Source organism: Furfurilactobacillus curtus, assembly GCF_054657915.1.
The window spans coordinates 446,426-470,023 of record NZ_BAAHXU010000001.1; the positions used below are offsets into that span (position 1 = coordinate 446,426).

Below are 23,598 nucleotides of genomic sequence, written 5' to 3' on the forward strand. Positions count from 1 at the left end.
ATTTTACTGAACTTAACCATAAAAAACAATGGAAGTACACGGTCAGCAGTTTGATTCCGTGCCCATCCATCGAGCTGATCGTCACTTGCTTGACAGCAGAATGTGAGTCGATTGTGCTATGATGACCGTACTTATCAGGAGGTTTTCTATGCGTCTCGTTGATTTTTCCTTTGCGACAGCTGATTACGATCTTAATCGACCACTCTTCATTTATGATGGAACCAATCCTCAACCTGTAACTGGTATCGAGATCGACTCAGCAACGCATCGCTTGCAATTACGGGTTGGAACTAATTATCCCATCACCTTGGATCAATTTAACACACGAACAAAAAGAATTCCCGGTCACTGGCGTATTGTTATGCTGCCAACCAACCGAGAATTATTTGGCTATCGACTAATCGGTGAAAAACTAGTTTTCATGTAAAGGTCTGTTTAGTGTCGATCAACGATTGTTTGGACGACTAGCTTAGTATAAGCGAGGCTCCCCGCCGGATTAGGATGCACATGATCTTCGCCAAACCAACTGGGTTGATTATGACTAAGACCGTACCAATCCACCAAATAAACCTGTTTAGAGCGATCCGCATTAAATTTAATTAAGTCGTTAACCTGATTTTGCCAGTTCTTTGTTGGCACCACGGTGTTAACCCAGAACACTCGCCGTTTTGGACCAATGGCTTTCAACACATCATCGACTTGTCCTTGAGTCATCGGCGAATTCGTCCCTAGATTAATAATCACATTAGGTGCCAAGAGGTGGCGATTTTTAAGATCAGAAATAACGGCGGGCGCTTGCCAAACTTGCCGACCAACTTTTGCGTCCACATAAGCATGACCAAAAACTTGCTGCAGGTTATCTGCGTTATCTACCAATACGGAGTCACCAATTGCCGTCACTGAGGTCTGTTGCGCCGCTAGCATCGTAGCAGGGGTTAATTTGAACTTGGCAGCCGTCTGTTTTTGTGATGGATTCAATTGTTTATCAGCTGCCGCGTTTGTTTGCCGCTTTTCCTTTCGTGAGGCATTTAGCGCGGCTTTTTCTTTTGCTATTTTGCGATTACGCACATCTGCTCGTTTTCCGGCCGCATCGATCTGCTTAGCTTGCGCGTTTTTGGCACCATTAACATGGCTTGGCGCTTGCACGAAACCGATCAAAGTTAACAAGGTTAAAACTAACATCACACCGATAGTCCCTAACTTCACCGGTTGATTAAACCATTGCATCGGTTGCCGTATTTCATGCTGCCGTTGACGCCAGTTTACAGTCCAGCTTCGACCAGCTAACGGCTGTTCGATCAATCGATACGATAATTCTGTCACTGCCAAAATCAGTATCAGTTCGACCAATGAATTAAGCACTGGATGAGCCGCGACGTTCACGACGCGCTGCTCATAGAAAACCATTACCGGAAATTGATATAGATAAATACCATAACTTCGTTTACCGATCCATGTGAATACGGGGTTGGTTAACCAGCGATTCCAACTAGCTCCTGGATGAACAATCACCGCAATCATTAAAGTCGTGAGTACCGAAAACAAAGCCATGCCGCCGTGATAGGTGATGGCATCTGTTCCTGAGATTAACCAATACATTAGGACCATAACCGTTAAGCTAAGCCCACCGATCCAGTTCAACAGCCGTCGTCCCCCGGCTTTAAGCTGGGAATTAAGCTGACGTGATGGCCAAATCGTTGCCAACGCGGCGCCCAAGAACAGGGAAAAAGCCCGCGTATCCGAACCGTAATAAACTCGATTGATGCTCGCATCACCGTGATACAAAATAGCCATCAGCATCATTGACAAAATGGCTAATCCGGTCAATGTGCTGGCAATTTTGGCTCGTTGTTTCAACCATTTGACGAGCCCCCAAATCACAAATGGCCAGATTAGATAAAACTGTCCCTCAATGGATAATGTCCACAGGTGCGTAAACGGCGACTCACCGTTAAATCGATCAAAATAAGATTGGCCGTGGCCAATTTCAAACCAATTATAGACGTACAGCACATTCGTAATAATTGTTGCGCGTAAACCAGCCAGCAGCGGCCGGGCAAACACCGTGATATAGGCACTGGTACTAATCAACATGGCAAATAATGCCGGTGACAATCGTTTTAACCGATGACGATAAAATTGTCCAACTGAAAATGCATTTCCATGATGGATCTGGTTCAAAAAACTATCGGTCACTAAATAACCAGTCAGACCAAAAAAGATGGGTACCCCAAGGAACCCACCTGGTAAAAACGCAGGTAACAAATGATATGCAATGACACCCAGTACCGCAATGGTTCGAAAACCATCGATACCAGTGATATAGTGCCGCTGTTTAGGCACTGTTTTTACTGCCATGTGAAAACCCTCTAATTTCCTCACAAACTCATCTTGCTGGCAATGCGATTATTCAATAAAGTCAAACGTAAAGTCTAAGATCTGAACCATATCGCCATCCTTAGCTCCAGCCTCTCGCAGAGCATCATCGACTCCCAGACCTCGTAATTGGCGGGCAAAACGAATCATGCTTTGCTCATGTTGTGTATTCGTCATCTTAAATAACCGTTCAAGTTTGTCACCACTGAGTACCCACGTGCCATCCTCGTCTTGATCAACAGTGAATGCTGGAACTTCTTCTGGATCAAATTGATATAGTACGCCATCCGTTGGTTCATCCACTGCTGGCTTAAAGACTGGTGTTGTCGCCAATAGATCGGCGGTCGCATTAATCAATGGCGTCAGTCCTTCGTGCGTCACTGATGAGATGGCGAGCACTTGCGGCGTAGTCGATAGGCTATCATCTGCGGCGATGGCGGCCTTGAACGCGTCAAAGCGCTCTTGGGCACCAGGCAAGTCCATCTTAGTAGCCACTACGATCTGCGGTCGCTCCAGTAAATCCGCATCGTATTCTCCTAACTCCTTATTGATGGCTCGAAAAGCATCAATTGGCAACTGACTCGTCGTTTCATCCATAAATTCATCGCCGCCCATTGCGACTAAATGAAGCAAAACCCGGGTTCTTTCCACGTGTCGTAAGAATTGGAATCCAAGTCCCACCCCATCACTTGCACCTTCAATCAATCCTGGCAAGTCGGCCATCACAAAGTCGCGTCCGTCTTCTAAACGAACCATGCCGATATTGGGATCAATCGTCGTAAAATGATAGGCGGCGATTTTCGGCTTCGCATTCGTAATGACTGACATCAGTGTTGATTTACCGACGGAAGGAAAACCAACCAACCCCACATCAGCTAACAATTGAAGCTCTAAGCCAATACGACGCTCTTGCCCGGGCTCACCATTTTCAGCGATCTCGGGAGCAGGGTTTTTTGGTGTCGCAAATTTCATATTGCCACGGCCACCACGGCCACCCTTGGCAATAACTAACTGTTCGCCGGGTTCCGTGAGATCACCTAACACTTCATCTGTATCTAAATCTCGAATAATGGTTCCGCCAGGCACCTTAACGATCAAATCCACCGCGGATCGACCAGTCATTCCCTTTGTCATCCCGTTACCGCCATGTTTAGCCTTATAATGGCGGTTATACCGAAAGTCCATTAACGTGCGCAGACCTTCGTCAACAACCATGATGACATTACCACCATGACCGCCATCACCACCAAATGGTCCACCATTGGCAACAAATTTTTCTCGACGAAAGGAAACAATTCCGTTGCCGCCGTTACCGCCCTTTACTTCAATTGTTGCTTGATCTACAAATGCCATTTTATTCTCCGTCTCTTGTTGTATCTGCTCACGGTTCCTGACCGTGCTTCATTCGTTCAATTCCGCTCTCACCATTGTACAGTGCGATCCGCCGAAGGGCAAACAGAAACCGCGTTATCGACGTTTTAAACGAAATAAAAAAATCGTTAACTATTATAAATGAAGGATTTAGGACAAAAGCAAAATCTAAATTTCATAGTCAACTTAAATCGTAGAGAGCGAGGCATAAGTCGTTTGACTTATGCCCCGCTCTCACGATTATTGACATCTGTTAATTATTTTGCTGACGATCGAGGTAACTTAATGACTGTTGCGCTTCTCCTGTGACCATCGCACCCACGGCCACGTGAACCGTCTGGGCGACTGTTTCGGATAGACCAAGTTCTCTCAAATCGCCGACTGAAGCATTAGCAATCTTTTTCAACGAACCATATTTTTTAAGCAATTTGGCTCGTGTTTTTGGTCCAACACCTTGAATCTCATCCAGCCTAGAACTTAATGAGTTCTTGTTGTGCAATTGCCGGTGGAAGGTGATCGCAAAGCGATGAACTTCATCTTGAATCCGCTGCAATAGGTAAAAGCCCTGTGATTTCGGATCCAGATTCAAATGTTCGTCCCGTTCGCCAAACATCAGATCCGCAGTTCGGTGATGATCATTTTTGACCATTCCAGCCACAGGAATGTCTAACCCCAGTTCGTTTTCCAATACATCTTTGGCGGCGTTCATCTGAATCGCCCCGCCATCCATCAAGATTAAATCCGGTAAGTCCGCATGTTCTTTTAATAGTCGCGAATACCGTCGGCGGATGACCTCCATCGTGCTAGCCGATTCATCCGCATGATCGACAGTCTTTAATTTGTACTTACGATATAGTTTTTTATTCGGCAAACCGTCTTCAAAGACAACCATCGCCGAAACTAAGTCAGCCCCCTGTTCATGGGAATGGTCGAATGCTTCAATCCGTTTAATTGGAGGTAATTTCATTACATCGGCAATCTCCTGCATCGCACCGGTCGTTTTATGCTCGTCTAACTCTAATAACCGAAATTTTTCTTCTAGGACTAAGCGGGCATTTTTGCCAGCCATTTCCATCAGATCTCGGCGTACCCCGCGTTGCGGTACATTAACGGCAACATTCAAGACTTCTTCAATTGCCCGTCGACTATCAGCGTCAATTGAACTTGGGACAAGAATTTCCTTAGGTAAGATTGCGTTTTTGCGATTATAAAATTGCATGATAAACGTTTGCATTTCCTCCGGTGCTGTCGAAACCACCGGGAACAGGCGCTTTTCACGTTTCATCAAGCGTGCTTGCCGAACAAAAAAAACTTGAATTGACAACCAGCCTTTATCCAAATAAAAATTGAAAATATCGCGAGGTGTCTGATCGTTACTAATAATCTTTTGTTTCTCCACCGTAACGTCGATGTAGTGCAATTGATCACGTAAATCAGCGGCCCGCTCGAACTCTAACTTTTCAGCTGCCTCGGTCATCTGTGCTTGCAGATGTTTAATCACTCGTCCTGTATTTCCGTTTAAGAATGACTTAATCCGTTTAATTTGCTCATCATAGGCGCTTCTGGGCACTTCTTTAAAACAAGCCCCAAGGCATTGTCCCATATGATAATACAAACATGGACGGCCTTGGTATCCCGAACAACGGCGCAGCGGATAAACTTTCTGCAGAAAGTGCAATGTTTCTTCAGCGGCATAAACATTCGGATAAGGCCCAAAATAATAGCCGCTATCCTTTTTCACATCGTTAGCAATCACCATTTTAGGATCTCGTTCATGCGTGATTTTGATGTAGGGATAGCCAGTCCCCCGCTTCAATTTAATGTTGTAATAGGGCTGATGCTTTTGAATTAGCGTAATTTCTAGTAAAAACGCTTCTTTATCCGTTGAGGTAATGATCGTTTCAAAATCAACAATATGCGCCACTAGCTGCGCTGTCTTACCTTCATGGGCACTTTTAAAATACGAACGAACCCGATTCTTTAAATTTTTGGCCTTACCGACATAAATGATTTTGCCGTTGATATCTTTCATCAAATAACAACCCGGCATGTCAGGCAACAAGGCTAACTTGTGTTCAATGTGTTCGGACGCCACACTTTTGCCTCCGTCTTCTGTAAAATCGTATGTTTAGTATACCGCAAGAACATCCGTTCGAAAAAGTAAAATGGCTTATTAATAAACACAGAGTGGAACAAGCCCGGTTTTGCTGAGCACTAGCTCAGGCTTAGGTGAAATCGCAAACTTTTCAAATGAAGTAGCCAACTTCAATCAGAATTCATTGATAACCAAGGCATTTCTCCCAAATTGAGTTTTCAGCACTGGCCAAATTGTTTCCCATTCGTGCTTAAAATTGTAACCGTTTAAATTTTACGACAACCACCAACAAGTTGCTAACGCCAAACTTGCCGAATAATTGAAAAGTTCCAACGTGCAACTCATTTTGAGCGCGCGTTGGAACTTTTTTAAAATGGACAAATAGATTAAGCGATCATTGTCAAATTTGTTCTCTTAAACTGGCCTAATTGGCCGCCCAGAAAGTCTCAGCTAACTGGCGATAGAAGTCACAACCAACTAAGTAATCGTCCACATCGACAAATTCGTTAACCTGATGATCCGTTGTACCGGCAGCTGGTCCGACGATAATAATCGGTAGCTTCCCAGCCTTAGTATATTCCGAAGCATCTGTCGCCCCAGTGCCAGCTACCAAGTGACCGCCACGATGAAAGTTTGTTTGGAGTAAATCGGCAGCAATTTTTGCCAGCTTAGTATCAGCCTGGCTTGGTAGCGGAGGCTCCGGATAGCTATAGTTGAGCGTTAATTGGGCTCCTTGTGCATTTAATCGATCCACAATGTTAGCTAGTTGATTCATTACAACATTGTTTGGATAAGCAGGAATTGTGCGAATATTACCAGTTAACCAAGCCTGTGCAGGGACGGAGTTGATTTGCTCACCACCATGAATTTGACTCAATACGTGGGTCAAACCGCCTAGGACCGGGTCCTTTTGATCATTATTCGACATTGCGTCTCGTACCTGTTGAGCAAAAGCAATCAGCGGCTCAATTGCATTAACCCCCTGATCTGGTCGTGACGCATGAGCCCCTTTACCAAGCGATTCAAGGCGATAATCAATCACGCCCTTATGCGTAACTTTAATGTCAAATCCACTCGGTTCACCGATCACTAAACCTGATAAATCATCGGCAAAACCAGCTTCTGTGAGCTGAGCGGCACCATATTCACCCGTTTCCTCGCCCACAGAGGCCAATAAACGAATCTGTCCGGGCAGTGATGCGTGCGTTGATAATAAATCTAGCATTGCGACCACTTGCGCGGCTAAACCCGCCTTCATATCACTAGCGCCACGTCCATAAACTTTTCCATCGGCAATGGTTCCAGAAAATGGTGGATATTGCCAAGCCACTGGATCGCCTGCAGCCACAACATCTTCATGCCCCGAAAAACCAAGGATTGGACCATGGTTACCAATTGTAATCACGAGATTGTCTCGCCCTGGCGCATAAGTGACTCGCTCAATTTGGGCCGGTTGATCTTTAAACAATTCGGTCAAATAATCGGCAACTTGAGCCTCACGATCGTTGACCGAAGGAATTGCAATTAAATCAGTTAAAATTTTTAATGCCGCCGTTTGTTCCATAATATTATTTTTTCCTCCACGCTCCGACGTTAGGCTTCCAGAATTTTAGCCAGAAAATCTTTAGCACGCTCGGTTTGCGGGTGATCAAAGAAATCTGTAGGTGTCGCTGATTCTTGAATGTACCCGTCGGCCATAAACCACACTTTATCGGCCACTGTCCGAGCAAAACCCATTTCGTGGGTTACGACCACCATGGTCATCCCTGCTTTGGCAAGATCCTGCATGACCTTTAAAACTTCTCCTACCATTTCAGGATCTAACGCGGAAGTCGGTTCATCAAATAACATCACTTTCGGATTCATGGCCAAGGCTCTTGCAATCGCAGCCCGTTGCTGCTGACCACCGGATAGACTCGCCGGAAATGCATCAGCTTTGTCATCTAGCCCCACTTGCTGCAATAATCGATGGGCGTCAGCTGTCGCTGCTGATTCGGCAACGCCTTTGACTTTCATGGGCGCTAACTTAATGTTTTCCAACACAGTTTTGTGAGGGAATAAGTTAAAACTCTGGAACACCATCCCCATCTGTTCGCGCATTTGATCCAAGTGCTTTTCATCTAGCTTAGTGAGATCATCGCCTTCAAAGATCACGGCACCAGAAGTAGGTTGATCTAACATGTTAAGGCATCGCAAAAAGGTACTTTTACCAGCTCCAGATGGACCAATCAAACAAATGACTTGCCCATTTTCAACCGCTTCATCAATATCTTTTAACACTTCATTTTTGCCAAACACTTTCTTCAAGTGTTGCACCGCTAATACGGGGGTCGTTTCTTGCTGGTTATTCATGTGACATTCTCCCTTCAAAGAACTTCATTGCCCGGGACAAACCAAAGGTCATGATAAAGTACAAGATCATCGTAATGATTAAAGGCATAACGCCACGATACGTGTCAGCTTGCACAATCCGTGACTGATAAATCAGGTCTTTAACCCCAATAATCGAAACAATCGAACTTTCTTTAATCAAAGAGACAAATTCATTACCTAAAGCTGGCCAGATATTCTTCATCGCTTGGGGCAAAATAATGTACCGCATCGTCATTGATTGAGATAGTCCTAACGAACGCGAAGCTTCCGTCTGACCAATTGCAATGGAATTAATACCGGACCTAATCACTTCTGCTACGTAAGCTCCAGAGTTTAGGGAAACAGCAATAATCCCGGACAATAAGGCGGGAATATTCACGACAACCCCAAGACCAAAGTAAATGAATAAAATTTGGACCATTAATGGCGTGCCCCGCACAAATTCGATATAACTTACTGAAATTGCATTTGCGAGTTTATTCTTGCTCAATCGCATTAGCGCTAACAATGTCCCCAATAAGAAGCCCAATACAACTGAGACGGCGGAGATCATCAACGTATAGCCGACACCAGCTACAAAGAAATCTTTGTAGGCCCACATTGAATTAGCATTTTGTGCTTGCTTCGATTTACCGGTAGCTAAATATTTTCCAGCATCTGGCAAATATTCTTTTTGAATGAGATGTTTTTGTTTAATTTCTACGATTGATTTATTGGCCGAATTAACCATCGATTGAGCGCCCTTCGGAAAAGCGATGGCAGAGCCTTGTTCACCGTCATCTTTAAAATGTGCGTTAATGGCCACTAAGCCGTCGGTGTTTTTCGCATAAGCTTCGGCCGTCGGTGAATCTAACGCGATTGCGTCGATTTTATTCGTTTGTAGTGCTAATACTAAATCGGTATCCTTATCCATACCCTTTAACGTTGATTTAGTGGCCTGCTTTTTGACCAAGTTATATTGAATGGATCCAGTTTGAGCGCCAATCGCTTTACCAGCTAAAGATTTGTAGCTCTTGATTGATTTCAAATCTGCTTTCCGAATCACCAAATCTTCCCCAGATTTGTAGTAAACGTCGGAGAAATCAACACTTTGGGCCCGTTTTGGTGTCTTGCTCATCCCCGCAATCACCATATCAACTTTACCAGTCTGCAATGCAACTAACAGCGAATCAAAATCCATTCGTTTGATGACTAATTTGACACCCATATCTTTGGCAACTTTCTTAGCGATGTCAATATCCATCCCCACCACTTTTGATTGTCCATTGACGTTTTTAGTGAATTCATATGGGGGAAAATCTGGACTCGTCCCCACAACTAATTCACCTTTGGCCTTCACATTGGTTAAATAATTGTCAGTTGCCGGTGTCGAGTCAGCCCTACCTGGTGCAGTGATGCCCAGTGTTAATAATAAAGCAAACACGAGTAAGCACCAATTCATGATTTTTTTCATCTACTGTTGTCCCCCATCGATTTGATAATGAAATTGAGTATAGGCTAATATGAAAAAATATGCAACATAAAATGAAAAAATAGACTAAATATACATTTTTAGGCGGATATTCAAGCAAATATTCATCTTTTGTTGATATTCTTTCATCATTCTCGCGCATTAGGCTTCACGCCGGTTGAAATCGGCGTAGTTTTGTTTAACGTTAAAATCTGCTACAATAGCCGCAACTTGATACGAGGAGGTACCGCCCTGATGGGATTACAATTTAAGCGCCGCGATGACCTTGACAAATTATTCGATCAGTTTGCATTAGATCCAAAAGACGTTAAAGATCCTTCCAAAACACCATTAAAACGTGAACATTTGACCGATAAAGAAAAGTCGGCCACGACGGAGAAAAAAGCAGATCAATCAAACGATCAGTAAAACAGCCATTAAAAATGGTCAACGATGTAATTGCATCGTTGACCATTTTTATTTGGGTTCATTCCCATTTAGCGTGCTGCGGATCCGGATAACGTTGATTCAACTCTGCCAGGTTCTGTTGAGCAACTTCTTCAAAATCAATATTAGCCCACTCGGCAATTTGTGACAGATACCATAATGTATCGCCCAATTCATGAGTCAACTTCTCCTTGTCTAATGTCCGGCCCTGAAAGGTGTAACGTTGCACCAAATCGACAACTTGGCCAGCCTCATTGGCGACACCCAAGGTCAGATTAGTCAGCACTTGTTCGTTACCAAATAAGGTACGCTTAGCTTCGTCCTGATAATGATTAAATTCCATAATTTTCTCCTTTAGCCATCGCGTTTTACAAGGCTGCCTGTTGTTCAATCCACTGCCAAACTACTGCTTTCCCCTGTTTAGTTTCGGCGGAGAACTGAATAAATGGCGCACTTGCCTGCATGCCCAAACCTTTGCGAATACGGCTTTCTGATTGATTCCACTTCCCCTTTGCAATTTTATCGGACTTCGTGGCCACCACTAATAACGGAATGTCGTAGTAAGTTAGCCAATCATACATACTAATATCATCCTCAGACGGGTCATGCCTGGCATCCACCAGTAAAATTACGCCGCGTAGTGGTTTGCGTGTACTCAAATACGTTTCGATCATCTGCCCAAAGGCTTCGCGGGCCTTTTTGGAAACTTTTGCAAATCCATATCCAGGAACATCAACAAAGTAGACTTGTTGTTCTACATTATAGAAGTTTAGCGTTTGCGTTTTGCCCGGCTGACTAGATGTCCGTGCGTAGGCTTTTCGATTGATTAAAGTATTGATCAATGAAGATTTGCCAACATTGGACCGCCCGGCCAAGGCAATCTCTGGTAAACCGCCGTCCGGATATTGTTTTGGCGCTACCGCACTAATTGTTAAATTAACTTCATGTACCTCCACGCGTGCTACCTCCTGATTTAATCACCATTCATCACATTAGTTCCAGCGCTTCTATCATAGCATAGCCACGCCAAAAATCGGTCGGTTTGATGAACTGGATTATTTTATAAACTGATGCTGAACGAACAAAAGGGGTCTATGTCCCCTTGGACATAGACCCCTTTTGTTCGCAATATCATTTTAAGGATGTCTAAGATGCCTTTTCACTTTTTAAAACCATTTCTGGTTGCGCATGATTGACCACAGTATCTTTAGTCAAGACAACTTTCTCAACATCATCACGACTTGGTAATTCGAACATAATGTCACGCATCGTCGCTTCCATGATTGAACGCAACCCACGTGCACCTGTATCACGAGCAATCGCCAACTTGGCCATTTCTCGTAGAGCCGGTCGTGTGAACTCCAGCTTCACACCATCTAGGCCGATGAGCTTTGTATATTGCTTGACTAACGCATTCTTGGGTTCCGTCAGGATCCGGATCAAGTCATCTTCATCAAGCTTCTCCAGCGCTGTCAAAATTGGCAACCGGCCGATAAATTCAGGAATCAAGCCAAATTCCAATAAATCTTCAGGCACAACATGTTGCATGATATCCTTATCCGTCATATTGGCAACTTCGCTCTTATTGGCCGAGTCTGTGCCGAAACCGATTGTTTTCTCACCCAACCGATTCTTGACAATATTCTCAATGCCATCAAACGCGCCACCGACGATAAATAAGATATTTGTCGTGTTAATTTGAATAAATTCCTGCTGGGGGTGCTTGCGCCCGCCCTGAGGTGGCACATTAGCTGTGGTTCCCTCTAAAATCTTTAGAAGTGCTTGTTGTACCCCTTCACCAGAGACATCACGAGTGATTGAAACATTTTCACTCTTCTTAGCGATTTTATCAATTTCGTCGATATACACAATACCGTGTTCTGCACGATCAACATCGTAGTCGGCATTTTGCAAAAGCTTCAACAAGATATTTTCGACATCTTCACCCACATAACCAGCTTCCGTCAATGTTGTGGCATCAGCAATCGCAAACGGTACATTTAAGATCTTAGCTAAACTCTGGGCCAAGTAGGTTTTACCAGAACCAGTAGGGCCGATGATACTAATGTTACTCTTTTGAAGTTCAGTGCCATCATCCTCAGCACTCAACTCATTGATCCGCTTATAGTGGTTATAAACCGCCACGGACAATGTGCGCTTTGCTTCATTTTGACCAATGACATATTGATCCAACGTTTTCACCATTTCAGCAGGCGTTGGTACGTCCAAAACTTGGCTCGCTGCGTCTTCAGCGAATTCTTCATCAATGATTTCTTTACATAAATCGATACATTCATTACAAATGTAGACGCCAGGCCCGGCCACAATTTTCTTCACTTGGTCTTGTGACTTCCCACAAAATGAACAGGTTACTGGGCCGTTGGGATCTGTATTATCAAACATTAGCAGCCTCGCTCTCATAAATTTCACTACTGGTGCGTATTTTCACCAATTGACTATCAACATCATAGCAGATTCTGCGTCAGACAGCTAACGTCCTGCTTTATCCACGCACAGTCCAAACACCAAAGATTAGATTTGGCGCAACTGCCGATGATGTTCAATTGTCATCATTAAAAAATGAGCAACCAAAATTGGCCACTCATTTTTAACACAATCACTCTTTAAAAAGCAACGACTTAGTCTTTATCACTCTTTGATTCTGACTTTTTGCTTTCTTGCTTAGCATTGTCAGCAATTAAGTCAACGGCTTTTTTAATGGCAATGTCGTGTTTCAACATATCGGATGTCAATGCAGAACGTACAGCATCTTCTTCCATACCATATTGACCAGCCAGTTCCTTAACCTCGGCATCAACATCGGCATCAGTTGCTGCAAGCTTTTCAGCGTCAACGATGGCTTCCAAGACTAAGTTCGTCTTAACCCGTCGTTCAGCATCTGGTGCGAATTGCTTATGCAAATCTTCCTCGGTGGTTCCAGTGATCTTGTAGTAAGTTTCCGGGTTAATACCTTGTTGTGCCATTTGGGCAAGATACTGGTCCATCTGACGATGAATATCTTCATCCATCATGGCATCAGGAATTTTACCACCGATAACCTCGGCGTTATCAACAGCGGCATTGATTGCTGCATCTTCAACAGCATCGTGAGCAGACTGCTTCTTTTCTTCCTTCAAGCGATCCTTGGTTTTAGCTTTTAATTCGTCTAAACTATCCACATCTTCGTCAACATCCTTGGCAAATTCATCGTCTAATTCAGGCAGTTCCTTCGTCTTAACTTCATGAATCTTGACGTCAAAAATAGCATCTTTACCAGCTAAATTCTCAGCTTGGTAATCTTTAGGGAACGTGACTTTGACCTGAATATCTTCATCAGCTTTATGTCCAACTAATTGATCTTCAAAACCAGGAATAAAGGAGTTAGAACCTAATTCAAGACTGTAATTTTCTGCTTTACCACCATCAAAATGGTCGCCATCAACAGAACCATCAAAATCGATTACAACCGTGTCGCCATTTTCAGCTGGCTTGTCTTCTTTTAAGACTAACTCAGCCTGTTGTTCACGCATTTTGTCTAATTCTTCATTGACTTGTTTAGCAGTTACAGTAGTGCTTTGCTTAGGAACCGTCACACCTTTGTATTCACCTAACTTAATTTCAGGAGCGACTGTGACATCAGCCTTTAAGACCCAGTCTTTACCCTTCTCCATACTTTTAACGTCAATTTGAGGTTGGTCCACCGGTGTAATGCCAGCTTCTTCGACAGCCTTAGAGTAAGCGTCCGGTAAAATGATGTTCAACGCGTCGTTGTACAATGATTCTTCACCATACATTTGGTTGAAGATAGCGCGAGGAACTTTGCCCTTACGAAAACCAGGAACGTTTAGTTGTTGACGAGTTTTAGCGAAGGCTTGATCCAATCCCTTTTGGATTTGGTCATTAGCGATTGAGAACGTCAATTCGCCTTGGTTGCCTTCTTTTTTAGCAAATTCTGCTTTAGCGACCATGTAAAAATTCCTCCAATTGAAGTCATACATTCAAGACTTCTGTTAAATTGCATACGCTTAATAGTGTAACTTACAGGTGCTTGCTTGTAAACCAATGCAGCGATAAATCGGCGTATCTTTCTTTTTGTGATACAAAAAAAGCCCAGCAAACGCTGAGCTTTTTGTTTGTTTCAGAATTAAACGAACTAAAATTAGTCGTCGATTTCAGAAACAACACCGGCACCAACCGTGTGTCCACCTTCACGAACAGTGAACTTAGTACCTTTTTCAATGGCAGCTGGTTCGATCAGTTCAACAGTGAACGTAACGTTATCACCAGGCATAACCATTTCAACACCATCAGGCAATTCGATAACACCAGTGATATCAGTGGTGTGGAAGTAAAATTGAGGACGGTAGTTTGAGAAGAATGGTGTGTGACGACCACCTTCATCTTTTGTCAGGATGTAGACTTCACCCTTGAACTTCTTGTGCGTCTGGATTGAACCAGGTGCGGCAAGCACTTGTCCACGGACAACTTGTTCACGGTCAATCCCACGAAGCAAAGCACCAACGTTATCGCCGGCTTCACCTAAGTCAAGTGTCTTACGGAACATTTCAAGACCAGTAACTGTGGTCTTCAAAACGTCGTCACGTAATCCAACGATTTCAACTTCATCGCCGACCTTAATCGTCCCACGGTCAATACGACCAGAAGCAACGGTCCCACGACCAGTGATCGTGAAGACATCTTCAACAGGCATCAAGAAAGGCTTGTCCATGTCACGATCTGGAGTTGGGATGTATTCATCAACAACGTCCATCAAGTGTAAGATAACCTTTTCTTGTTCTGGGTCGCCTTCCAAAGCCTTCAAAGCAGATCCACGGATAACAGGAACATCGTCACCAGGGAAATCGTATTCGGAAAGTAATTCACGAACTTCCATTTCAACTAGGTCAACCAGTTCGTCATCGTCAACTAAATCAGTCTTGTTTAAGAAAACAACGATGTAGTTAACACCAACTTGGCGAGCCAATAAGATGTGTTCACGCGTTTGTGGCATTGGGCCGTCAGTAGCGGCAACAACCAAAATCGCACCATCCATTTGAGCGGCACCAGTGATCATGTTCTTAACGTAGTCCGCGTGTCCTGGCGCATCAATATGTGCGTAGTGACGCTTTTCTGTTTCGTATTCAACGTGCGCCGTGTTGATCGTAATCCCACGTTCACGTTCTTCAGGGGCAGCATCGATAGAAGCGTAGTCTTGTTCCTTAGCCAAACCCTTTTCTGCCAAAACCTTAGTAATAGCAGCAGTTAAAGTTGTCTTCCCATGGTCAACGTGGCCAATAGTACCAATGTTAACATGGGGCTTAGTTCTTTCATAATGTTCTTTAGCCAAAATGAAAACCTCCAGTGTGTGATAGAAGAATGTCAGGTCCGCCCTGACGAATCTTTATAAAATAGTATACTACATCCTCGGTTGAGAACAAAGTGAAAACACTGACTTTTCACCGTTTCAGCCCAAGAATCCTTAAACATTATATATACTGCCTCATTGTTTGTAAATACAAAGTCTTGAAAATTTTCCAAGTGATTGTTCTAAACCAAAATAAGTAATTAATTTTCGTCTTCATTAGCCGCCAACTGATTCACTAATGTATCTAATCGTTTTTGCCATCGTTGTACGGCCGAATTAGCCACCAGGTGGTCACCTCGATAGGTGGCAATTAGCGCACGTACCCATGCGTCCTGATCACTGACTACCCGCCCAACAAACGGATACGTAAGCGTTAATTGCAAGCGAAGTTCTTGGCTCAGCAACGTTTCAGCAACAGGGTCTTGCTCAGATAATTGTTGACGCAACGTGGCTTGTGTCTGTTGATAGACCGGTTCCTCTTGTAGGGGCGTCAATTGGACAGGAATTACCTCATACTGCTGTTCGTCTATCCACCGAAACTTCACCGGTGTAGGCTCTTTAACCCGCTGCAACACTTCTAAAATACTTGCGACAAAGAGTGGATGCAGATACGGATCAAGTAAGAGAAATTTTGCTCCGGTTTCAAATTCTTGCAGCGGTAGTTTTAAGGCTGCTTGAAATCGTGCTTGTTGCTGCACTGGGGAAAGATCGCTCATATGATAAAACTGTTTACTGATCGTTTTGATTGTGGCAGCCGTAGTTTGTCGAGCTTCTGCCTCTGCTCCCGCAATCATATCGGTGCCGGTTCGCTTAAGCGTCGTATCATTAATGCCAGCCACAATTTCATGAGCCAAGACAAATTCATGAACACGCAGAAGCAACGTTAAGAGAAAACGAATGTCCGTCGCATTGGTCAAATAACTGTTTAAAAAATCATCCGCATACGTACGGGCACGAGAATATTCCTTGTGCATGTATAACGCTTCGACCAGTAAATGATTAAGATTGCTTGTTTGAACTTCCAGGTATAAATCTTCCAGCAAAGAAGCCGCCTGCGCGTAATCTTCACCATGAAAGGCACTTTTAGCCTTGGTGAGAACTTCGCGTTGGCGACTAGTCAATGCGTCTTCCGACATAATTATTAAACTCCTATTCAGTCGCTTGCTTATCTGAACGCTTGCCTCGTGGCCGGTGCGCATGTTGATTAACTTCCATGATCACTGGCAAGATAACTGGGTGTCGTTTTGTTTGGTCAAACAAATAACGGCCCAATTGCTCACGAACATCTTGTTTCAAATGTCCCCAATCAAATTCTTTATTATCCAGATTATTCTGTACTGCCTTTGTCACGAGCTCACTAGCTTCATGCATTAGATCTCGACTCGCCTTTACATAGACAAAACCACGTGATGTGATTTTAGGCTGCGCAATAATCTTCTTTTTTTTGCGATCAATGGTAACCACTGCAATAAAAATACCATCTTCTGACAAAATTTTCCGATCTCGCAACACGATGTTTCCGATATCCCCCACGCCAATACCATCAATCATCGTGTTACCAACTTCGATGCTTTCAGCAAGGTGCATTGGCACATCCCCATCGTAAATTAATGAGTCACCCCGCTGGGTAATAAAGATGTGATCTGCTGGAATCCCTGTTTCTTTCGCTAACTGAGCATGTCGATTCAAGACCCGGTATTCCCCTTGAATTGGAATAAAGTAGTCTGGATGCATGAAGTTCAGCATTAATTGCAAATCACTAGGAGCCCCATGACCTGACGATCGCAAACTATCTGCGATAGCCTCAACATGGGCGCCTGTTCGAAAAATCAAGTCTCGCGTTTTAGCCACATTGGTTTCCATAGCATGTGACGGTGTCGTAGTGATGAGGACCAAGTCGCCCTCGCTAATTCTTATATAGCGGTCTTCTCCGGTCGCCATCCGTTGCAATGCTTTGATAGGTTCACCCATTCGCCCAGTGGCTAAGATCACCGTCTCTTCTGGAGACAGCTGCTTCATTTCCTTAGGTGTCACGAGTAAATCTTCAACTGGTAGCTCAAGTTTGTTCAAGCGCATCGCTGTTCGCACAATTTTTTCAAGATCATGTCCCATTAAAACGACTCGGCGAGCTGTAGCAGCAGCGGCATTGAAAATTTGTTGAATTCGCAGAATATTGGATGCGACGCTGGCAACAATAATACGGCCTTCATGCCCTGCAAACTGATCTTGAACAAAGTCGCCAATTTGCTTCTCGGTTGCTGGTGAACCATACTGCTCAGCTCCAGCAGAATCGCTCACTAACGCGACTACGCCCGCCTTACCGATTTCACCTAAGCGTGCTAAATCAGTCTGATAAAAAGGCGCAGCCGTTTGATCGAACTTGAAATCCCCTGTGTAAACGACTTGTCCAAGTGGCGTTTTCACAGCAATACCCAAAGACTCAGGAATTGTATGTGTCGTCTTGAAGAAAGAAACCGTTTCAACGCCAAAATCGATTTCAGTATCAGCATCCACAACATGAAAATCGTTGAATTTTTTTGCCTTAGGATCTCCTTCAACATTAATCTTAGCCAATTCAATCGTCAGCTTCGAACCAAATACTGGCACATCAAATTCACTGACAAAATATGGCAACGCCCCAATTGCGTCTGCATGACCATGCGTTAAGAACACCCCAACAATTTGATCAGCGTGTTCTCGCAAATAGTTCCAGTCAGGAATCACAACATCAATCCCCAACAATTCATTTTCCGGGTACTTTAGCCCACAATCTAAAATAAAAATGTCCTCATTAACCTCAAGGGCATACATGTTTTTTCCGTTTTCGCGAACCCCGCCAAACGGAATTATCCGAATCTGATCACTCAAATTAGTCACCTCAAAATAATTAAATTAATAAATAGACGAACAGGTCAGTCAATTTTTCTTATCGGTCCGTCAATAGTGGGCATAATAGCTCAGTACGCGGGCAGCTTAACGTCGCAAACTGGTTAACGTTATTAAAGGAGCAGCAACTCCACAAAAATGATCGTACTTCTTTGTTCGGGAAATTTTCTACAGTCAGCTTAGCATAAACACGTTCAAAAACCAATGCGGGTCACTCAAAACGATGGCGTCAGCCTTTGCCTTTAGACACTTAGTATCTTACTGGATCGCTTGCCGCCGACTGGTATGAACTTCACGGTCATTTTGCTGCTTAAGTCATGTGTCTATTTGAATTTCAGTTTCAAAACTCAGTGACATGCAGGCAGCTGTCCAAATCAAGCTCATTCGATTCGCCAATACTCTTTCTCATTAAGCAATAAATGGCAACAAGTGCAAAAAAAGCACCACCCAGAAATTCTGGATGGCACTTCTCACACACTTCGGTAACGAACTGATTACCGACGTAGGCCCAATTTTTGGATTAACGTCCGATAACGTTCAACATCCGTGTTACGCAGGTAGCGCAGTAAGTTACGACGGTGACCAATTTTTTTCAACAAACCACGTTGTGAATGGTAGTCGTGGATGTGCACTTGTAAGTGCGCATTCAATTGGTTGATGTCCGCCGTTAAAACTGCGATTTGAACCTCAGCAGAACCCGTGTCGCCATCGTGACGTGCGTATTCTGAAATAATTTGGTTCTTTTCTGCTTGTGTAATTGCCATGGATAAAATCCACCTTTCCTATTTGTCACCGCAGACCGAGTACTCGCCAAGTGGTGGCGAAATACCAAGTGAGGGTCGTGCTAAGCACTTCAACTATTTTACTGGTCCGACCGCTAAAACGCAAGCTTTCTGCTGCAAGTCATCAACAAAAGAAAAAACCATCTCCAAATTGGCGATGGCCTTAAAATTTACTTAGCTAAACGAGCGGATAAACGTGACTTGTCACGAGAAGCCTTATTCTTTTTGATCAAACCCTTTGAGAAGGCGCGGTCAATTGCTGCGCTAGCAGCACGGTACAAGTCTTCTACGTTGTCGGCGCCTGCAGTAACGGCTTTTTCGAAGCGCCGAATTGCAGTCCGTTCTTCGCTCAATTGAGCAGCGCGACGTGCGTTTGCGATTTCGTTCGTCTTGACACGTGCAATGGCTGATTTAGTAACTGGCATTAAGTTCACCTCCATAGCGTTTGATTCAAATCAAACAAATTTCAACAGACACCATTATACAAGACCGATACTACCAATGCAATAAGGAAATAAATCAGCACTTAGGCAGCCTGGTTCGTAAATGCTAACATGAAGAGGTTAAATAAGAGCTCTGGATCTTGACTTGTCTGTTTCAATTGTGTCTCCACATTGATCAATCCTAGAAAAGCCCGGCTCAAATCCCGTTGAGAAAAACGACGATTGCTTTGTAAAGCTAATTTAACTCGATATGGATGGACCTTTAAAGTCGATGAAATCGCCCCTTGGCTTAAACCACGACCGCTGAGAACTTTTGCTTGAAGTAATAAACGAAATTGACTGACTAAGACAGCATTTATTCGTAATGGTTCTTCACCGTTCAACAGCAGTTCGTGATATTGACTCACCGCCTGACCGACTTGACGATTCAGCACTGCTGTCACTAACTCAAAAACGTTATCTGCTAATGATTGTGGCACCAGCCCTAGCACCGCATCAGTGGTAATTTCATGGTCAGCAACCCCGTATAATTCTAATTTTGTCAGGTTAGCCATCATCAAAGATAAATCTGCATTCGTTCGTTGCACCAGTAGATCCAATGCTTGGTCAGCAAACGTAAACCCTTCACGATTGGCCGCCTCAGTCACTAATTGACGCCCTTGTGCTTCAGACAATGGTGCAACAGAAACATTAACCGCTTGCTTCTTTAGTTGTTTAACAAGCTTTTTGCGGCCATCCAGTTTTTCGTAAGGGGCCAATACGACAAAAATAGTGGTTGGTTCAGGATGATGAATATAATTGAGTAACGCATCCAAATCGTGATCGACTTTAGCCTTATGTGTATCACCCGTCAAAAACAATGGTTTATTAATCATTACCAGTCGATGCTCGCCAAAAAAAGGTAATGACATCGCATCGTCTAAGGCGACAGCAACTGGTGTTTGGTCCATATCGTAACGACCGACATTCATTTGAACCTGCTCGTCAGGAATCAACCTTAAAAATGCGTTTTGAATTTGATTTAATAAATAGGCCTCGGTACCGGTGATCAAATAAAGCGGTGCAATTTGACCAGCACTAAGTTGTTGGAGCAGCTCCTTCACATTCATACCTATCTCCTCAATAAAAAAATTAAGTCAAAAATATTATGTCGTTTGTTTAGGGGACCCTGCGCTCGGCTCACGCAACGGCAACATCGTATGCCACTGACTTGCACCCCAAAATTGATAATCATAACTAATCTCACCGACGTCGGCCGTATTTACACTAGCAATTCTTTCATCACGCAAGGTAGCCAAAGTGCTCGCTTTGGGATGACCATAACGATTATTCAATCCTGCAGAAATAATCGCCAGTTTTGGCCGCAATCGATGAATAAATTTGGGATCACTGGCAGTATCGCTACCGTGGTGTCCTAACTTTAACACATCTGTCTGAATGTCGGGAAATTGGTGCAAAATGCTCAACTCACCGTGACGATCCAGATCGCCCATGAATAAAAAACGTTGATGATTTCGCGTAGCCCCAAGCACAACAGAATCTTCATTGCCTCCAGGTCCAGGAACAAACGGATGATAAATTGTAAATGGAAATGCTGTGAGCTGTGATTGCGTCGTCAACTCAACCACTTGAGTCTGTTTTAAGTACGGCGCGACTTTACGCTGAAATCCCCTCGAAGTGGTCATTCCGGCTGGAATCGTTAATCGTCGGACTGGCATCAATTGAAGTAAACGTCCGACATCGCCAATATGATCAGCGTCTTGGTGACTACAATTCACCTCATCAATCCTTGAAACACCACGACTATGTAAATAATTGACGGTGATTTGTTCAACATTGGTCGTTGTTGTCTCGCGCCTGGCCCATGTTGGTTTCAAAAAACCGACCCGACCACCAGTATCGATTAATGAAATGTGTCGATTAAAAGGCGAACGCAACAAAATGCTATCTCCTTGACCAACGTCTAAAAAAGACACCTCTCCGTCAAAAGGACAATGCAACATTAGGAATGCGGCTGAGTACAAGACAACCAATCCGATAACTAAACGCTCACGACGTAATTTAGTTTGTGCATCCACTAATAATAAACTAACAAGTAGACAAGCCCAGAGCCAGCCAGTCGGCAATCGGCCAAAAACGATCATCCCCGGCAACTCGCCTAGGTAATTAACCGCCTGGCTAAAAATAGTTAGCAACCAGTCACAGCCCTGTCCAAACCAAGGCACAAGCGGGCTTAAAATTGTTCCCAAAATCACCATCGGAAAAATCGTCCATCCAAAAATGGGAACTAGAAGTAAGTTAACCGGCGTACTTAATAAATGAATTTGAAACAGTTGATGCAATAATAAAGGTAAACACGTCAAATTAAGCAAAATGGTCTGTCGAACTGGATGAGCATGTTGGACATACAGCAACGTAAAAGCCATCAAATAACTAAGCTGGCCACCAAGTGTTTGGAGCACAAACGGCTGAATGACTAAACCACCAATTAACGAAAGTGACCAAGCATCTAAACGAGTTAAGTTTGCACTGGGAAACAAACGTTGAATGAATGGCAATAATAACGTCAGCTCGCCAATCAGAATTGCTCGAACTAATGTGCTAGAGCCACCGGCAATAATCCCATAGACTGGCAAACTGATGGCCAATAAAAGCTGACTTTTTTCACGCGTCAAACCACCCAGGGTGAGGATTAGTCGAACTAAGCCTAACAAGTACACGACATGCATGCCCGAGATACTAAATAAGTGCACTAATCCTAACTGCTTAATCCCCGGTTGATGTTCATAAAAGTTGGTCGAAGTTTCGCCAATCAAGAGATCACTGGCATATTCGCGTAATGTTGGTGGCAGTTGTTTTAGCGCCAGTCGAAATCGCTGACGAATCTCGTGAGGCCAGCTGATCACTCTTTCCCACCAAGCTAGTTGAATTGTGGTGGCCTGCCAATACTGGCCGCGAAATTGATTATCAATGCCCCGCGCTGCCAACAGCGGACGTTGATCAAATTGATTACGATTGCGCGGACCTTCCGAGACTAGATTCACCCCGTCAATTCGCCACAGCATCGGCAGTGGTAAGCGTTTTAAAGATTGTGCCTGAGTTGAGGTTTCAATCTTACAGAAAGCACGAATGGTCTGCCCATCTGATGCTCGACCGACCAACGTTAATCCATCACCATCCAGGCGGACTTGATCCGGCTGAACAATTAGTGAAATCGTCCGTGAGTGCTCAGTAGGCCAATGGCGCTGCTGACGTTGCTCATGAACCCAGCTAAACCACAGCCCGCTTAATGAAAGAATGATTAAACATTGACCTAAACGCCAACCAGCTTGTCCTAAAAAGCCACAACGAATAATTAATAGACAGAGACCTAATCCGCACCACCAACTCTGTGCCAAAATCACACCACTCATTAAGGCAATCATTAGCGCTACGAAAACAAGCGGCAAGGTCTTGGTCACTGCTGTTCATCGGGGGTGGCCGCCGAACTTAAGAAGTCGGACAAATGAAACTCAGCCAGCTGATCCGCCGGAATTTCAATTTGGCTGACCGTGACATGTTTAAGTTCAACTAGATGCATCGCATAGGGATCGTTATGATAATTACGCAAAAAATGAATCGCGGTCACCCCGGCTTGTAATAGCATCTTGGTACACTGTAAACAAGGAAAATCAGTGACATAAATTTCGGCACCTGCCGTTGCAATTCCAAACTTTGCACACTGTAAAATGGCATTCATTTCCGCATGAATCGTCCGTAAACAGTGTCCATCCACTAGATAATCACCGACATCGGTACAATGATCGTCACCAGATACTGATCCGTTGTACCCACCAGCAATCACACGCTTGTCACGAACCAATACAGCGCCAACGGACAATCGTTGACAAGTACTGCGACTAGCTAATAATACCGCCTGCATCATGAAATATTGATCCCACGGAACTCGTTTGGTTGTCATCTGATTTACCTCCACTAAGTTATGATATTTAGCCTAATCTATCCCTTGA

At 44.0% G+C, this 23,598-nt stretch carries 20 protein-coding genes; 2 read left to right on the plus strand and 18 right to left on the minus strand.

Translation table 11 applies throughout. From position 1 onward, the window contains the following. Positions 1-148: 148 nt before the first annotated feature. Positions 149-427: a hypothetical protein gene (locus ACYQ0Y_RS02340; RefSeq protein WP_407882419.1), complete on the plus strand. Its 279-nt coding sequence runs from the start codon at positions 149-151 to the stop codon at positions 425-427. Between the two features lie 8 nt (positions 428-435). Here ACYQ0Y_RS02340 and ACYQ0Y_RS02345 read toward each other — a convergent pair whose 3' ends face one another. The 6 genes from ACYQ0Y_RS02345 to ACYQ0Y_RS02370 all read right to left on the minus strand — a co-directional run bounded on the left by ACYQ0Y_RS02345 (position 436) and on the right by ACYQ0Y_RS02370 (position 9,668). Then, positions 436-2,358, minus strand: a complete 1,923-nt coding sequence (locus tag ACYQ0Y_RS02345) for an acyltransferase family protein (protein WP_407882420.1) — start codon at positions 2,356-2,358, stop codon at positions 436-438. A gap of 48 nt (positions 2,359-2,406) precedes the next feature. Then, a complete protein-coding gene (gene obgE / locus ACYQ0Y_RS02350) occupies positions 2,407-3,729 on the minus strand; it encodes a GTPase ObgE (RefSeq protein WP_407882421.1) in 1,323 nt (440 codons plus the stop codon). Between the two features lie 271 nt (positions 3,730-4,000). Next, positions 4,001-5,842 carry an excinuclease ABC subunit UvrC gene (gene uvrC, locus ACYQ0Y_RS02355; RefSeq protein ID WP_407882422.1) on the minus strand — a complete coding sequence of 614 codons (1,842 nt, stop codon included), beginning with the start codon at positions 5,840-5,842 and terminating at the stop codon, positions 4,001-4,003. Between the two features lie 424 nt (positions 5,843-6,266). Next, the gene (locus ACYQ0Y_RS02360; protein ID WP_407882423.1) at positions 6,267-7,406 is read right to left on the minus strand and encodes an ArgE/DapE family deacylase; all 1,140 of its coding nucleotides are present in this window, start codon (positions 7,404-7,406) and stop codon (positions 6,267-6,269) included. Between the two features lie 29 nt (positions 7,407-7,435). Next, complete coding sequence (locus tag ACYQ0Y_RS02365; RefSeq protein ID WP_407882424.1) at positions 7,436-8,194, minus strand: amino acid ABC transporter ATP-binding protein; 759 nt, start codon at positions 8,192-8,194, stop codon at positions 7,436-7,438. Next, positions 8,187-9,668: an ABC transporter substrate-binding protein/permease gene (locus tag ACYQ0Y_RS02370; RefSeq protein ID WP_407882425.1), complete on the minus strand. Its 1,482-nt coding sequence runs from the start codon at positions 9,666-9,668 to the stop codon at positions 8,187-8,189. The genes ACYQ0Y_RS02365 and ACYQ0Y_RS02370 overlap by 8 nt, the downstream gene beginning before the upstream one ends. A gap of 252 nt (positions 9,669-9,920) precedes the next feature. Here ACYQ0Y_RS02370 and ACYQ0Y_RS02375 point away from each other — a divergent pair, with 252 nt between their 5' ends. Further along, on the plus strand, positions 9,921-10,094 hold the full coding sequence (locus ACYQ0Y_RS02375) for an SPJ_0845 family protein (protein WP_407882426.1): 174 nt from the start codon (positions 9,921-9,923) through the stop codon (positions 10,092-10,094). A 58-nt stretch (positions 10,095-10,152) separates the two neighbouring features. On the opposite strand, the gene ACYQ0Y_RS02380 is transcribed toward ACYQ0Y_RS02375, so the two are convergent. From ACYQ0Y_RS02380 to ACYQ0Y_RS02435, 12 genes are all read right to left on the minus strand, one after another. Continuing rightward, a complete protein-coding gene (locus ACYQ0Y_RS02380; RefSeq protein ID WP_407882427.1) occupies positions 10,153-10,455 on the minus strand; it encodes a nucleoside triphosphate pyrophosphohydrolase family protein in 303 nt (100 codons plus the stop codon). Positions 10,456-10,480: 25 nt separating this feature from the next. Continuing rightward, complete coding sequence (gene yihA / locus ACYQ0Y_RS02385; protein ID WP_407882428.1) at positions 10,481-11,068, minus strand: ribosome biogenesis GTP-binding protein YihA/YsxC; 588 nt, start codon at positions 11,066-11,068, stop codon at positions 10,481-10,483. A 190-nt stretch (positions 11,069-11,258) separates the two neighbouring features. After that, the gene (gene clpX / locus ACYQ0Y_RS02390; RefSeq protein ID WP_407882429.1) at positions 11,259-12,515 is read right to left on the minus strand and encodes an ATP-dependent Clp protease ATP-binding subunit ClpX; all 1,257 of its coding nucleotides are present in this window, start codon (positions 12,513-12,515) and stop codon (positions 11,259-11,261) included. Between the two features lie 236 nt (positions 12,516-12,751). After that, entirely contained in the window at positions 12,752-14,080 is a 1,329-nt protein-coding gene (tig, locus tag ACYQ0Y_RS02395) for a trigger factor (protein ID WP_407882430.1), read from the minus strand. 191 nt (positions 14,081-14,271) lie between these two features. Then, positions 14,272-15,462, minus strand: coding sequence for an elongation factor Tu (tuf, locus tag ACYQ0Y_RS02400; RefSeq protein ID WP_407882578.1), 1,191 nt, complete (start codon positions 15,460-15,462; stop codon positions 14,272-14,274). A 215-nt stretch (positions 15,463-15,677) separates the two neighbouring features. Then, entirely contained in the window at positions 15,678-16,613 is a 936-nt protein-coding gene (locus tag ACYQ0Y_RS02405; protein ID WP_407882431.1) for a hypothetical protein, read from the minus strand. Positions 16,614-16,626: 13 nt separating this feature from the next. After that, positions 16,627-18,345 (minus strand): ribonuclease J, encoded by a 1,719-nt coding sequence (locus ACYQ0Y_RS02410; protein ID WP_407882432.1) that lies wholly within the window; start codon positions 18,343-18,345, stop codon positions 16,627-16,629. A gap of 512 nt (positions 18,346-18,857) precedes the next feature. Further along, complete coding sequence (gene rpsO, locus ACYQ0Y_RS02415; protein WP_407882433.1) at positions 18,858-19,127, minus strand: 30S ribosomal protein S15; 270 nt, start codon at positions 19,125-19,127, stop codon at positions 18,858-18,860. Between the two features lie 188 nt (positions 19,128-19,315). Further along, positions 19,316-19,570, minus strand: coding sequence for a 30S ribosomal protein S20 (gene rpsT / locus ACYQ0Y_RS02420; RefSeq protein ID WP_407882434.1), 255 nt, complete (start codon positions 19,568-19,570; stop codon positions 19,316-19,318). 101 nt (positions 19,571-19,671) lie between these two features. After that, positions 19,672-20,697, minus strand: coding sequence for a DNA polymerase III subunit delta (gene holA / locus ACYQ0Y_RS02425; protein ID WP_407882435.1), 1,026 nt, complete (start codon positions 20,695-20,697; stop codon positions 19,672-19,674). A gap of 36 nt (positions 20,698-20,733) precedes the next feature. Beyond that, complete coding sequence (locus tag ACYQ0Y_RS02430; RefSeq protein WP_407882436.1) at positions 20,734-23,049, minus strand: DNA internalization-related competence protein ComEC/Rec2; 2,316 nt, start codon at positions 23,047-23,049, stop codon at positions 20,734-20,736. Next, entirely contained in the window at positions 23,046-23,549 is a 504-nt protein-coding gene (locus ACYQ0Y_RS02435; protein WP_407882437.1) for a ComE operon protein 2, read from the minus strand. The genes ACYQ0Y_RS02430 and ACYQ0Y_RS02435 overlap by 4 nt, the downstream gene beginning before the upstream one ends. Between the last annotated feature and the right edge of the window lie 49 nt (positions 23,550-23,598).